This window comes from Microcystis sp. 49638_E5 (assembly GCF_021300285.1).
Taxonomy (GTDB): domain Bacteria; phylum Cyanobacteriota; class Cyanobacteriia; order Cyanobacteriales; family Microcystaceae; genus Microcystis; species Microcystis aeruginosa_C.
On the sequence record NZ_JAJTDH010000101.1, the window covers coordinates 1 to 13,924 of the forward strand.

16 protein-coding genes are annotated in these 13,924 nt (G+C 42.5%); 8 read left to right on the forward strand and 8 right to left on the reverse strand.

The window, feature by feature from the left end; genetic code table 11:
* Window positions 1–312 precede the first annotated feature (312 nt).
* Genes cobA through cbiT form a run of 3 tightly spaced genes read right to left on the reverse strand, consistent with a single transcriptional unit; the run spans window position 313 to window position 3,434 of the window.
* Window positions 313–1,830 carry a uroporphyrinogen-III C-methyltransferase gene (cobA, locus tag LW728_RS19930; protein ID WP_287767853.1) on the reverse strand — a complete coding sequence of 506 codons (1,518 nt, stop codon included), beginning with the start codon at window positions 1,828–1,830 and terminating at the stop codon, window positions 313–315.
* Between the two features lie 53 nt (window positions 1,831–1,883).
* A complete protein-coding gene (locus LW728_RS19935) occupies window positions 1,884–2,801 on the reverse strand; it encodes a phosphatidate cytidylyltransferase (RefSeq protein WP_016514637.1) in 918 nt (305 codons plus the stop codon).
* A gap of 42 nt (window positions 2,802–2,843) precedes the next feature.
* Window positions 2,844–3,434: a precorrin-6Y C5,15-methyltransferase subunit CbiT gene (gene cbiT, locus LW728_RS19940; protein WP_002732225.1), complete on the reverse strand. Its 591-nt coding sequence runs from the start codon at window positions 3,432–3,434 to the stop codon at window positions 2,844–2,846.
* A 619-nt stretch (window positions 3,435–4,053) separates the two neighbouring features.
* Between cbiT and LW728_RS19945 the strand changes: the two genes are divergently transcribed.
* The 7 genes from LW728_RS19945 to LW728_RS19975 all read left to right on the forward strand — a co-directional run bounded on the left by LW728_RS19945 (window position 4,054) and on the right by LW728_RS19975 (window position 9,347).
* A complete protein-coding gene (locus LW728_RS19945; RefSeq protein ID WP_287670984.1) occupies window positions 4,054–4,818 on the forward strand; it encodes a PD-(D/E)XK nuclease family protein in 765 nt (254 codons plus the stop codon).
* A 631-nt stretch (window positions 4,819–5,449) separates the two neighbouring features.
* A complete protein-coding gene (locus tag LW728_RS19950; RefSeq protein ID WP_287767855.1) occupies window positions 5,450–6,139 on the forward strand; it encodes a J domain-containing protein in 690 nt (229 codons plus the stop codon).
* Window positions 6,140–6,213: 74 nt separating this feature from the next.
* Complete coding sequence (locus tag LW728_RS19955; protein WP_002800798.1) at window positions 6,214–6,825, forward strand: DUF3611 family protein; 612 nt, start codon at window positions 6,214–6,216, stop codon at window positions 6,823–6,825.
* A gap of 2 nt (window positions 6,826–6,827) precedes the next feature.
* Entirely contained in the window at window positions 6,828–7,169 is a 342-nt protein-coding gene (locus LW728_RS19960) for a DUF565 domain-containing protein (protein WP_002753579.1), read from the forward strand.
* Between the two features lie 136 nt (window positions 7,170–7,305).
* Complete coding sequence (locus LW728_RS19965; RefSeq protein ID WP_287767867.1) at window positions 7,306–7,641, forward strand: zinc ribbon domain-containing protein; 336 nt, start codon at window positions 7,306–7,308, stop codon at window positions 7,639–7,641.
* A gap of 6 nt (window positions 7,642–7,647) precedes the next feature.
* Entirely contained in the window at window positions 7,648–9,195 is a 1,548-nt protein-coding gene (locus LW728_RS19970; RefSeq protein ID WP_287767857.1) for a mercuric reductase, read from the forward strand.
* Window positions 9,196–9,200: 5 nt separating this feature from the next.
* Window positions 9,201–9,347, forward strand: a complete 147-nt coding sequence (locus LW728_RS19975; RefSeq protein WP_002758360.1) for a hypothetical protein — start codon at window positions 9,201–9,203, stop codon at window positions 9,345–9,347.
* Window positions 9,348–9,358: 11 nt separating this feature from the next.
* Here the strand turns inward: LW728_RS19975 and LW728_RS19980 are convergent, their stop codons facing one another.
* The 5 genes from LW728_RS19980 to LW728_RS20000 all read right to left on the reverse strand — a co-directional run bounded on the left by LW728_RS19980 (window position 9,359) and on the right by LW728_RS20000 (window position 11,624).
* On the reverse strand, window positions 9,359–9,757 hold the full coding sequence (locus LW728_RS19980; protein WP_287767860.1) for a type II toxin-antitoxin system VapC family toxin: 399 nt from the start codon (window positions 9,755–9,757) through the stop codon (window positions 9,359–9,361).
* Window positions 9,754–10,050: a hypothetical protein gene (locus LW728_RS19985; RefSeq protein WP_108936314.1), complete on the reverse strand. Its 297-nt coding sequence runs from the start codon at window positions 10,048–10,050 to the stop codon at window positions 9,754–9,756. Before LW728_RS19985 ends, LW728_RS19980 begins: the two co-directional genes overlap by 4 nt.
* A 187-nt stretch (window positions 10,051–10,237) precedes the next feature.
* On the reverse strand, window positions 10,238–10,444 hold the full coding sequence (locus LW728_RS19990) for a type II toxin-antitoxin system HicA family toxin (protein ID WP_002741035.1): 207 nt from the start codon (window positions 10,442–10,444) through the stop codon (window positions 10,238–10,240).
* A complete protein-coding gene (locus LW728_RS19995) occupies window positions 10,441–10,644 on the reverse strand; it encodes a type II toxin-antitoxin system HicB family antitoxin (RefSeq protein ID WP_002734086.1) in 204 nt (67 codons plus the stop codon). Before LW728_RS19995 ends, LW728_RS19990 begins: the two co-directional genes overlap by 4 nt.
* A 143-nt stretch (window positions 10,645–10,787) precedes the next feature.
* Window positions 10,788–11,624: a hypothetical protein gene (locus tag LW728_RS20000; RefSeq protein ID WP_287767864.1), complete on the reverse strand. Its 837-nt coding sequence runs from the start codon at window positions 11,622–11,624 to the stop codon at window positions 10,788–10,790.
* Between the two features lie 276 nt (window positions 11,625–11,900).
* Between LW728_RS20000 and LW728_RS20005 the strand changes: the two genes are divergently transcribed.
* Window positions 11,901–13,712: an NACHT domain-containing protein gene (locus LW728_RS20005; RefSeq protein WP_162561076.1), complete on the forward strand. Its 1,812-nt coding sequence runs from the start codon at window positions 11,901–11,903 to the stop codon at window positions 13,710–13,712.
* Window positions 13,713–13,924 lie beyond the last annotated feature (212 nt).

Sequence of the window (13,924 nt, forward strand, 5' to 3'; positions counted from 1 at the left end):
GACTAACTCTTTTGGTTAGAAAAAGATAAACTTGAGAATCTTAAGTCAAATTTATTGACTCAAAATCAGCTGTACTTAATTTAAATGAAACAGCCCTACCCTTGATAAGGGGGGCTTTGATCCTTCTTGATAAGGGGCTTTGATCCTTCTTGATAAGGGGCTTTGATCCTTCTTGATAAGGGGCTTTGATCCTCCTTGATAAGGGGGGCTTTGATCCCCCCAACCCCCCTTGATAAGGGGGGCTTTGATCCTTCTTGATAAGGGGCTTTGATTCTCCCAACCCCGGCTGCCGCAAATACGGCGGCGAGGATGTCAGGTATTACTCCACTCGATTAAAGCGCTAGTCAATCCTTCTAGGGTATATTCTTGCGCCTCGATATCAACACGACCAAATAACTCTTGACAGGTTTTTGAAGTTTGCGGACCGATAGAAGCCAGACAAACTTTTTCTAAGAGGGAATTAACCGATAATTCTGCCGTTTCTTGCAGCAATAACCGATAAAAATTCTGGACGGTTTTGGAACTAGCAAAGGTGACTATATCGACTTTCCCATCTCGAAACGCTTCCCAGATGCCACTATCCATGCGTGCCGGACATCCGGAATAATATGCGGCCACTTCCGTCACCTGACCAGCTTTGGCCGTTAACTCCTTAACTAATATCTCTCTGCCTCCCGTTTCCACGCGAGGAAAGAGGAATTTTTGCCCCTTAATCGGGTCGGGAAACTCGTTTACCAAGGCATCGGCGACAAAATCCCCCGGGATAAAATCCGCTTTTAATCCCCGTGAGTGCAAAACTTGGCTGGTTTTTTTGCCCACCACGGCGATTTTTACGGTCGCTAAAGCCCTAGCATCTTTTCCCCAAAATGTCAAGCGATCGAAGAAAAAATTAACAGCATTGGCAGAAGTTAAAATCAGCCAATCAAACTCTTTTAACTGAGCGATGGCATCGTCTAAACCTTGCCAACGGTCGGGGGGACGAATCTCTAAAGCGGGCATTTCCAGGACTTCTGCGCCTTGATTTTGCAAAATTTCGCTAAATTGACTCGTTTGCTCGGCGGCACGGGTAATAACAATAGTTTTACCGCCTAGGGGTGGGGGAGAGGACATAATCGCCAGATCCACAACTTGACCAATGACCATAATAGAGGGTGAGAGGGACACTCCGGCGGTTTGAGCGAGAATATTTTCTAAAGTGCCGCGCCAAATTTGTTGATCCTTGCGTCCCGCCTGACGGATAATAGCGATCGAGTCGTGAATATTCCGCCCATTTTGGTATAATTTCTCGATAATTTGCCCTAAAGACTGACCGGCCATCAATAGCACAAGTGTATCAATTTTAGCTAAAGCTGACCAATCGAGAGACTCGGGATCGTGAGCGCTCAAGACCGCAAAACAGCGACTAATATCCTTTTCGGTCAGGGGAATTCCGGCCAATAAAGGAGCGGCTAAAGCGGAGGAAATACCGGTTATCAGTTCAAAATCACAGCCAGCCTGCTTTAAGGCCAACATTTCAGGATATACTCGCCCAAAAACTCCCGGATCACCACTTTTAAGCCGAATAACTCGTTTTCCCTCTTGACAATAATTAACCAGTATCCGATTAATCTGATTTTGCTCGGCTCCGGGTTGTCCCCCCCGTTTGCCAACATCGACTAAAACACAGGTTTTCGGCACTAGGGAGAAGATTTGACTATCCACTAGGGCATCATACAGCAAAACCTCGGCCGTGGCTAAAATTGCTCGCGCTTGCAGGGTGAGAAAACTGCTCTGACCAATTCCCGCACCGAGAAGATAAACTTTACCCCGGGGATGGACGACTGCTGACATAATCGCAAATTTGGGTTTAATCTTTAATCTAGCACTGGAGAAGATACAAATTACTAGCGCAACAAGGGCAGCAGTAAAGTGACGAAATAATATACTAGGGGAGCGGTGAACACATAACTATCAGTGCGATCGAGTATACCACCGTGACCGGGGATTAACTGCCCGGAATCCTTAACCCCGGCATCGCGTTTCATCATCGATTCGGTCAAATCACCCAATAAACTGACAATACCAATTAATAAGCCCAAAAATAAGCCCGTCAGCTGCCAATAGGGCCAATCTAAATACCAAGCACCCAAATCGGCCACCGCTATACTGCCTAAAATGCCAAAAAAGGAACCTTCCACGGTTTTTTTGGGACTAATCAGCGATAAACTGGTTTTCCCTAACCATTTTCCCATGATATAAGCTCCGATATCGGCGGCCCAAATGCAACCGAAGGCCAGAAAAGTCACCGTCAAAGCAGCCGGGAATAATTTCGGTTCCATCCAGGATTCCGGCCAATATCCCATCAGGGGTAAGTTACTGGCCATGGCCACGGGACCACTTTCGGGGGAAAAACCGACCCGTAAACGAATCCAATAACTGGGTAAGTAACCACCATAAAACAGACCGAGAATTGAGGTGGAAATGTCGGCAATTGTCGCCATTTTAGGCTGAAAGAGCAGATAAAAACAAATTAATGCCCCAGCCAGGGGAAACATGGCATCGGTGAGGGGGGCTGCCATAGTTGCCGTCAGTAGTAATAATTGGGAAACTACGAGAGTGGTTTTAGCGGCCGGTTCAATGCCTTTAGCGCGAACTAAGCGAAAATACTCTAATTGTCCCAAAAAGACGATAACACCGATGCCGAGGGTGAAATACCAACCCCCAACGATAATAATTCCCAGTGCGAAGGCAATAGCAAAAATAGCGCTGACAATGCGTGGCCAAGGCATGGTTAATCCAGAGAAGTTAGGCGGCATTGTCATAATTATATAGATTAAGAAAACTTTATGGAAGGTTATCCCCGATTAAAGTTTATCGCCGCTCAGGATAAACATGGGATCAACGGCGGCAAAAACTTGGTGAATACCCCTAGTTTCTAGGCGATTTACTGCCGCTTGGACAATCTCGATATTACGCGCCTGTAAATTAGAAAAGCCTTCGGAAAATTGATAGAGGGTTTCTAAATTATTGGCCGTAGCCACGATGCGGCCATTGGGTTTCAGGTATTGCCACACTTCTTGCAGGACCGATTTAATCGGTTTGCCGCCCTCGATACAGACGCGATCGGGGGCGAGGGATATATTGGGCAGACAATCGGGCGCGCTGCCTTCAAAAACGGTGACATTTTTTACCCCAAAGCGATCGCAATTACGCCGGATTAAACTGGCCACTTCTTCATCCCTTTCAATAGCAATAATCGGACTATTGGGGCATAATAAGCCAATTTCAACGGGAATAGTGCCGGTTCCTGCGCCTATATCCCAGAAAACCCCCCCATCACCTAACCGCAAAGCGGAAATCATCAATAATCTCACCTCGCGTTTACTCAGGGGAATCCCGGGCAAACGTTCAAACAATTCATCGGGAATACCGGGGGTTTTATATAACCAAGTCATGGGGAATCAATTATCGAGAAGCTTCACTAGCAAGCATTATTATATAAGTCTGTCAAATTTTCTTTATTAAGTAAACAGGGACTTTTATAGGCATAAAACCCTGATTATAGCTCTAACAAGCTATTGTCTGTCATTAAGCTAAGACGTATTTTAACCCCCTATCCTTAGATTAGGTCAATCTCTCCCAATCCTTTTACTGTTGCAAGAGTGCCACAGTGCCTCATCTCAACAAGCAATTTAAATAGGCGGGCAGCTTATCTTAATGATGAGATAGGAAGTTTTTGTTTTGGCGGGTCAGTCGTCGGTCGTTAACACCAAATTAGGTTACACTTCATCTTTATGGGAAAGGCCGTCATGATCCTTTTTCTTAAGCATAGATTTTCCTAATCAATTTCTTTGGGTATTGTCTATCAAATGTTACTAAATACTCTGGCTATTCAACCTTCCTAGCATCTGTCAGCCAAAAACCATAGACTAACTTCTGTTTTATCAACGATAACTCTAAGTAGCTGGTTATAATTAAATTAAAAATGGATTTTAGGTTCGATCCCCCCTGCCCCCCTTGATAAGGGGGGTGCCGATAGGCGGGGGGATCTACCCTTGATAAGGGGGGTGCATCATGTCTAATATCTATCGTCTTGCCCAGGGCCATTTAAACCTATTGGAAACCTGTCCACCGAGATTTCAAAAAGTCTATCTAGAGCAACTTAACACACCGGCTGACCCCGGGCAATTGCAGCGGCAAGAATGGGGCAGTCAGTTTCACCTATTATTACAGCAGCGGGAATTAGGGCTGCCAATCACGTCTCTATTACGCGAAAATGAACAGTTAGAACATTGTTTAACAGCCCTATTAAAGGCTGCCCCGGCAATTGCCCAAAATCCGGGAGAAGCTAATCGAGAAGCAGAACATTGTCGCAGTTTAACTGTGGGTAATTATTTATTAACGGTTATCTATGATTTAATTTTACTAGAGAGCGATCGAGCGGTAATTTTTGACTGGAAAACCTACTTAAAACCTATCGATGCCGACAAACTAGCCAAAAATTGGCAGACGAGACTTTATCTGTATGTGTTGGCAGAAACTTCTGCTTATCCTCTTGATAGTTTATCGATGACCTATTGGTTTGTGCAGTTACCCCGCAGCCCCGAACAAATTACTTTTAAATATAATCGCAAACTACACCAACGGACAGGACGGGATTTACGCCGTTTATTGAAGGATCTCGATCTCTATCTATCAGCATACCAAAATGATTTAGTCGATTTTCCCCATCGTCCCGATTGTCAGCTTCATTGTCCCTATTATCTTAGACAAGAGCGATCGGGCCAAATAGACTTACCCTCGATCGATCATATCCCTGAAATCAATCCTTTTGTCTAATTATTGCCAATTTTGTCAGTATTCTCAATTCAGAATTCTGAAGATTATTTTTATTTATTCTCCCTTCTCCCCCTCTCCCCCTCCCTTCTCCCCAATTCATAATTCATACTTTGTGCTTTTTGTCAAAAAAACTTTTTCTTTGTAATAAAACTACACAAAAAAAAGATCATCGTTGTGGGTGAAATTGACTAATTTACCCGTCTTAATTAGGATTACCTTGTAGGTGTGGCAAGGGTTTCAACCCTTGCCACCCAAAAAATCACAGAATAACCCACTATGAAATTCTATCAAATCGCTGTAACCATTGTAAAATCGTTGTTAAATAAAAATGTTTCTCAATTAATTCTTAAGAATTTATAAATATTGCGGAATGTTAATTTAAATATTCTCAAGTTTTTGGGGTCAATATATAACTTTTGCTTATCTTTGGCGAACATTGGGTTAGAAGTCAGAAGTCGGGAGTCAGAAGTCAGTATTCAGGAAACAGGAGATTATTTTTATGTATTCTTCCCACACCCCACACCCCACACCCCACACCCCACACCCCGCTTTCCCACTCTCGACAATTCCCCTTCTCCGCCGCGTTAACCATGGTCGATAATAATAAAAGACAGATCGATCGCTTGCGCTCATGACCGGCAACCACTACCAAACCTTAGAAATTAGCCATAAATCGACCCCTGACGAGATTAAACGGGCCTATCGGCGTTTAGCCAGACAATTCCACCCCGATAGTCAAAACGATAGTGCCAGTCACGATAAAATCGTCGCTATTAACGCCGCCTACGAGATTTTAAGCGATCCGAGACTAAGAAAGGACTACGATAACCAACTAATCGCCAATTCTCCCGAAAAACGCGCCCAACGCACCGCCACCGCCCAAGCAAATTATCATCGTTACAAAGAAACGGTCCAGGAAGACGAAGCCCTGGTCAAACAGTGGTATAAACAGACCTATAGCCCGATTAATCGCCTGATCGGTCAAATTATCCGACCCCTCAAAGGTCAGATCGATCACCTATCCGCGGATCCCTTCGATGATCAGTTAATGGCTGTTTTTCAAGACTATCTAGAAACCTGTCGCCAAAATCTCGATCGAGCCAAAACCCTCTTTTCCCAACGGCCTAATCCTGCCAAAATGGCCAAAGTGGCCGCCTCTGTGTACTACTGTCTCAATCATCTCACTGACGGACTAGAAGAATTAGAAACCTTTACCCTTAACTACGATGATCGCTCTCTCCACACCGGTCAAGAAATGTTTCGTATGGCCCAGCGTTTACAGGTAGAAGCTAAACAGATAGCCAGTCAGTGCCAAAATTAAATCTCTAGCCATGGGCAAAAAAAAAGACGAAAATAGATCAGGACCAGATTTACCCAATCCCTAGCTTAACCCCGATGAGAGACAAACAATCAGAAATTACCAATATATCCACCCCGAGAGATTCTGATCTTTATTCCTTGCCTCCCGCCGTCCAACGGGCTGCTAATATCCTTTTACGTCAGGGAAGAATCGGTTTTTGGACACAGATTGTCCTAGGCGTAATTTCAGGGGTTTTATTACTCATTGCTACCGCTAGTTTATTAGGGACGAGACAACGCACTTCCGGTATTGAAATCGGTGTTTTATGTGCCATTGGTGGGGCTGGTTTCTTGGTGGTTGCCATTTTCTTTTCCTCTCGTTACATGAAAATTGCCCGTCAAATGTTGAGGGGTGATCAAGATAGTCGCCCGAAAAAATCCGATACTATTCAATTAATCCGTCAGGGTTTAATCGCTAATATTATCGGGATGTTTTTAACGATTTTGGGGGCGCAAGCCTTGGCGGGAATCGTCTTAATTAAATCCCTCAATGTTCCCCAAGGTACTTTTAATGTTGCCTCTAACCCCAGTCAATTTGTTAATTCTGTTGACCTGTTAATTGTGCAGGCTAATACTAATACAATTCTCGCTCACTTTACTGGTATTGTTACCTCTTTGTGGCTTCTTAATCGTATTACTTCTAAATAAATATGACCATGCAACGCACCCGTTTAAGTACGCTGGCTAATGTCACCAGCAGTCGATTTAATAGCTTTTTTGGTAATCCTTGGCGGCGGATTTCCCTCCAGATAATTTGTGTTTTATTTGGAGTTTTTTCTGGTCAAGCAATTGTCACTACTGCTGGTCAAACTGCTCAATGGGATGTCACCGCTGCCGGTTTATTGCTGCTGTTTACGGAGGCGACTAGCCGGATTGTTTATCGAAAAAGTTCTCAGGCTAAACCAGCACCGATTCTGCGAGAATCTTTCAATTTACTAAAAATTGGTATCACCTATAGTTTATTTCTAGAAGCCTTTAAAATTGGCTCTTAAATCGCCAATTGAAAAATGAAACGCACAACTCCTTAAGAGTTGACAGAGAAAGTCTCATCAGGTTTTGTCCGATTAATACAACAACTAACATAGAACCAAGAAACTTGCTCTACCAACTTGGCCAAGAGGTAAATTTATTGACTATAAACTACAGAATAAAGGCGGTTTATTGATGGAGATTGATAGATTTTTCCCTAGCTCTAAAACCTATTCTTATTGTCTCTATCAAATGTCTGATATGCCATTAGACGTTAGAAAATGGACTTGTCCAAGCTATGGTACACATGACGATAGAGACAAAAATGCAGCTAAAAAAATAAGAGCAGAAGGCATCAGACAATTATTGGTCTCAGGAACTCAGACCACTGCTCAAAGAGGAGAAGTAAGTCAAAAAGGTGGATGTAAGTCTGTCTTGACGCATTCCCCTGTAAATTCCGAAGTCTTGACAACTGCGCCTAGGGAGTCGAGGTAGTTCACTATGTTTCAAAATAGCTCCAGTGAAGTTAATATTCTCCCCATGGACGAACATAATCAAAAATTAGTTAATTATGTTCATCCCGCCGATTGGGTCAATCCACAACCCCAGGATTGTTATGATTTAGTCGTCATCGGTGCGGGTACTGCGGGTTTAGTCGTAGCGGCGGGGGCGGCGGGTTTAGATATAGGTTTAAAAGTGGCTTTAGTGGAAAAACACTTAATGGGGGGAGATTGCCTCAATTTCGGTTGTATTCCTTCTAAATGTCTGATTCGTTCCTCTAGAATTATCGGGGAAATTGAGAAAGCCAAAAAATTAGGAATTGATATTGGGGATACTAGGGTAGATTTTGCCAGAGTAATGACCAGAATGCGGCAAATTCGCGCCGATATTAGTCATCATGATTCGGTGCAACGTTTCCAAAAACTAGGTATCGATGTCTTCTTGGGTAGCGCTCGTTTTTTAGGACAAAATGCCGTGGAAGTCGCGGGAAAAACCCTCGCTTATAAAAAAGCCGTCATTGCCACTGGTACTAGGGCTTTTCATCCCGATATCCCCGGACTAAAAGAAGCGGGATTTTATACCAATGAAACAATTTTTTCCCTCACAGAATTACCTCCTCGATTAGCTATTATCGGTGGCGGGCCGATTGGTTGTGAATTAGCCCAAGCTTTTCAACGGTTAGGCACGCAAGTGATTTTATTTCATAACCATTCCCATCTTTTGAATAAAGAAGACCCAGAAGCAGCCGCAATTATTGAGAATACTTTCCTGCGGGAAGGAATGCAGTTAATTCTCTCTTGCCAAATTGAACGGGTGAGAAAAAATGAGCGGGGTAAAACCATTGAATATACTAGCAACGGTCAAGGAGCAACTATCACCGTTGACGAGATTTTAGTCGCTGCCGGCCGGGAGCCTAATCTGTCAGGATTAAATTTAGAAGCGGTGGCCGTGGAATACGATACTCGTCGGGGAGTCAAAGTTAATGATTATCTGCAAACTACTAACCCGAAAATTTATGCGGCCGGTGATATCTGTATGGATTGGAAATTTACCCATGCTGCCGATGCAGCCGCCCGTATTGTGATTAAAAATACTCTCTTTTCTCCCTTCGGTTTCGGACGCGATAAGCTCAGTAATTTAGTTATGCCTTGGGTCACTTACACTGACCCAGAAATTGCTCGTGTGGGCATGGATGAAACCCAAGCAAAAGCCCGGGGATTGACCACTAATACTATTAAAATTCCTTTGAGTATAGTCGATCGAGCTATCGCTGATGGCGAAACGGACGGTTTTTTAAAAATTATTCACAAACAAGGTTCCGACCAAATTTTAGGAGCCACTATCGTCGCCGCTCACGCCGGTGAGATGATTTCTGAAATTACCACCGCTATGGTTGCCAAAATCGGACTGGGTAAACTCTCTATTGTTATTCATCCCTACCCCACCCAAGCGGAAGCGATTAAAAAGGCCGCCGATGCCTATCGTCGAACTCTCTTGACTCCTAATAGTAAAAAACTCTTGGAATTGTTGACTAAATTATCGCGTTAAAATCAATGATTGCCACCGGAGAACTGCGGCAGAACTTTGAACAATTCTGGCGGGAAGCAGCCGCACAGTTGGGAAACGCCCAATCCCTCACCGAACGGGGGTCGGGGAAATGGCAAGAGTACCAGTTGGAGAAATACCAACCCCTGACGTAGCTCTGCCCTTTTTAGAATACAAGTAAACGGTGAAAACCTTCTTGCTCAAAATGGCGATCGGTGGTTAATGCTTCATTAATATTGAACTGACGCATCAATAAAAAGCTAACTGCATCACATAAAGAATAAGTCTTATCTTGCCGTGCCATCAATAGTTTGACCGCAGCACGATGTAAAGGCTCATCTATCCAAACTGTCTCGATATCTGGATTTTCTAGCAAATCGTTGATAAATTCTAGGGTAGCTAAACGCGGGTAATGGCGAACTTGAGCTAGAGCAACTAACTCTGCTAAAACGTAACTGTGGGTGCTGCTTTTACCTGCACTATCTAACAATTGGACAGCTTCTTCATGTCCTGGTTGATCACGATAGACATAGCAAAGTAACCCAGAAGTATCGAGGAGTATCACTGATTTGATGTCTCCTCATGAGTATCTCCATACTCTCTCCCTAAGTCAGCATCAATGCTTTCATTATCTGCTCCTGTCGGATAGCCGCTAATTGAGCCAGCGTGCGCTCGAAAGCGTTGACGTGCTGCTTCTTTTTCGGCTTCCGTGCGTTGGTCTTTAGCTTTTGTTAAGCGATACTGTCGTTCGAGGGAAGTTGTTACTAATTCTGACAGGTCGATACCTAATATTTTAGCTTGCTGTTGCAAGGCGGCATAGACTTCATCGCTCAATTCTAGGGTTAAGACTTGACTCATTTGGCTGTACCTTCATTGTGGCTATTGATTAGATTAATTTCTTTTTTAACTCTTTGACCATTATAACCTCGGACATCAGCTTGTCTCTTCACAGTAGCACTGTAGGGTGGGTTAGCGACAGCGTAACCCACCGAATATTAGGAAATTGATGGTGCGTTACATTAACATTAACGCACCCTACGAAAGCTTATAAGTCATCTTCCGATAATCGAGCTATTTTCATAATTGATTTTAAAGTTCCAATTTTTAAGTCCTGATTGCGGTGTACAGGAATAGATAGAATTTTATCTTCATCCTCCTTTTCATAAATATGGTGACTACTGGTAATTTTTTTGAGTATCCAACCTTTTTTTTCGACAATTTTACAGAGTTTTTTCCCTGATATTGATTTCATACAGCAATTTCAATCACTTCTGACCTAGATTCAGGTTGTTTGCTTTCATTGGCAACTTCTAACCAGCCTTGTATGGCATCTTGGAGGTTATCGACAACTTCGTCCATACTATCTCCTTCTGTTATACAACCGGGCAGAGCGGGAACTTCAGCCCAGTAACCGCCTTCTTCGGCTGGATGAATAATAGCTTTGATTTTCATCAGGTTCAGAATTTTTGAAAACTTATCTCTTATTTTAATATGAATATGGAAGTTGGGTTTCCTTGCGTCAACCCAACCTACAGGCTGACTGTTACAGATTACGGCTTCGATGGTATCGGCTAAGTAGTGCGTTTTCAGCCTTGTCAGGAAAACAGGGCTGGAAATTTTCGATTCAATACAGGTATCACTTGTCCTGTACTCAGCCAATATAAGGGTTCAATCAGGTTATAGGGTTGCCATTTCTCCGAATCTCTGAGAACTGACAGGAACTCCCCGTGAATGATGCGGTTTGCCCGATTAGGACGCGGATCATTTTCTCCTAGCACTCCAAATGAAGAAATAGCGAAAAATTTTAAATTTTCTTTTGGTATTCTTCTCCTTAATATATCTGTGGTTCTTGGTAAATGAATTTCAAATAAATCAGACTCAGGATTAAGTCTTCCTGGCCAAAGCTCTATTCTTTCACATTTACTCATTGCTACTGCTAAGCGAAAGTTTTTCATTCTTTTATATTCGTCGATTAGTTTAGTTAGATTCTCCACAATACGACTATATTGTCTATCACATTCTTCTCGCTGCCATGCTGGCAACAAAATCAGACATCCTACTACATCAGGACTTAAATATTCTTGCCAAAATTCTCTGTACCAACGGTGCAGGTGCATACTAGGTTCATCAATCTCTCCTGGATAATCTTTAAAAACTAGATATAGATCTAGCTCGGTTTTAGAAAATCTTCTTTTTATTTTTATGCCGAAACAAACCTCTATTGGGATGACTGTTGGTGAAAATTCCCCCTCTAAAAGAATATTTTTCGCTTGATATTGAAGTCTAAGCGCACCATCATCACGAGGGTGAATCTCATAATCTCTCTTTTCTTGCAGAACATCCTTCAGCTTTGGCCAATAAGATAATCCAGCTAAATAAGTCGTTTTTCCAGATGCTCTAGGTCCGATAATTACAATATTGTTGCTACCCATATCAAGAAAATTGCTGAATATCTGCTACTGTAACTTAAACAAAAAACAAATCGATAAAAGTCTCAACCCCAAGTAGGGATTGGGATTTACTTCGAGAAACCCAAAATCGCTGAAACCTATATATATCAAGGAAACTAGCAGATCAAGGTTAACGTATTGTCCCGTAAGGGTTTGAGCCTTTCCGTCTGACCGAAAATGCCTAAGTCCCACTACTTGGATTCATTTTACAGAAGATCGCATAAAATAGGAAGAAAAGCCTTTTCAGCGATGCCACCGATGCAGAAACTTACACAGCGTTTAGTTCAGTGGATACCTTTTGGTACAGCCTCCCTATGGACGCTGGATTCTGTTAAACAAGGATTGACGCAGGGAGAGTGGACACAAACTCTGATTCCAACCTTCGTAACGGCGTGTTCGTCTCTCTGGGTTAAGTTTAGTGGCAAGTTTATGGAAACCCTAGAGGAAGAAGCAGAAAGACGAGGGGAAACGAGTGCTCAAACGTTGATTAGGACAATTAATAATATACCATCTAACTTGATACAACTGCGGTCAAAACGAAACTTCCTTAACAAATATTACCAGCAACTCATCTACATCTGTCGGGACTATCTTACCCAGGGATTGGATAAAGACCGCATCTTGAAGTTGGAAAAGGTATTTGTCCCACTCAAGATGGCGACCAAAGAGGCAGTACAGGTCGATCCCAAAATGATTCAGGCGGTAGATAGAAGCGCCAAGAACCCCAAAGAAAAGCAAATTTGGGACTTTTTAGCAGCCATGCAAAATGAAGCAGCTTTCCGTCCCATAGTTATTTTAGGCGCACCGGGGTCAGGGAAGACGACTTTACTCAGGCACATTGCCCTAACTTATGCTACCCAATCTCAACGCAAGATTCACCCGCAAGCACCAAAACTGATTCCCGTGTTGCTGTATCTTAGAGAGGTGAGTCAGGAAATTGAGTTGAGTCAGGAAATTGCCGCTCATAAATTGACTTTACCAGAGTTAATTACCCAACAAATTAAGGGACAACGTAAGATTGATCCCCTCAACCCACCGTTACATTGGTTTGCGGATAAATTACGTCAAAAACAATGTTTGGTACTGTTAGATGGATTGGATGAAGTTGCAGATGAAACTCAGCGCCAGAAAGTTAAAAATTGGGTAGATGAACAGATTCAAACATATCCTGATACGCTTTTTTTGCTAACCTCTAGACCTTACGGTTATAGAAGTGCGCCGCTACAAGAAAGTGTAACTGTGCTAGAGGTAAAACCGTTCAACCTTAAACAAATGCAGCAGTTTGTTAATAACTGGTATTTACAGACAGAAATTATTAGTCGTGCGGGGGAAGAAGATTTAGGGGTGCGTGAAGAGGCGAGAGAACAAGCTGAGGATTTAATTGCGCGTATCCTCAATAGTAAGCCTTTAGCAGATATGGCAGTAAATCCTTTACTACTAACCATGATTGCCACTGTACACCGGAGGGGAAGTGCTTTACCCGGTAAGAGAGTAGAACTATACAAAGAAATTTGTCAAGTATTATTAGAAAAGCGACACCGTGCTAAAAAACTTGCTATTCCCTTAATAGCCACACAAAAGCAAGCTGTATTACAAGTGTTGGCGTTGATGTTAATGCAGAATAACACCAGGGAGTTTAAATTATCAGAAAAAGCACCGTTGATTCAAGCTAAATTAAGAGAAGTAGCGAGTAGTGAAATTACAGCAGAGGAGTTTATTAAGCAGGTGAGAGATGTCTGTGGTTTGTTGGTGGAGAAAGAGAATGATGTCTATGAATTCGCTCATTTGAGTTTTCAAGAATATTTAGCAGCAGTTGAAATCAAAGAAACTCAGCAAGAGAAGCTATTACTTGACAATATTAATCACTCTTGGTGGCACGAAACTATTCGTCTTTATACGGCTCAAAGTAATGCCACTAATATAATTAGTGCTATATTGAACATGGAAGAACCGACTGTTGACACAATGGCACTTGCTTATGAATGTCGAGATGAAGGCTTAAGTGTTGATGAATATGTCAAAAATAAATTAGATGCTAAATTAGAAGAGGATTTAGAAAGTCATCCATGAGTTATAAATTATGAATTGTAAATTATCAAATTTGAATTATGAAAGACACATTTAAACAAGCAGCTAATGTTCTCTTAAAAAGGAGGCTAAATAATTTGGGCTCTTCGGGAATTGTTATGCAAATAATTAACTTAAAATAAAATTCGATGAGAGTGCCTACGCTCAAAAGTATCTGAAATCCATATAGGGAAGGACTTAAGGCATCAACAGGT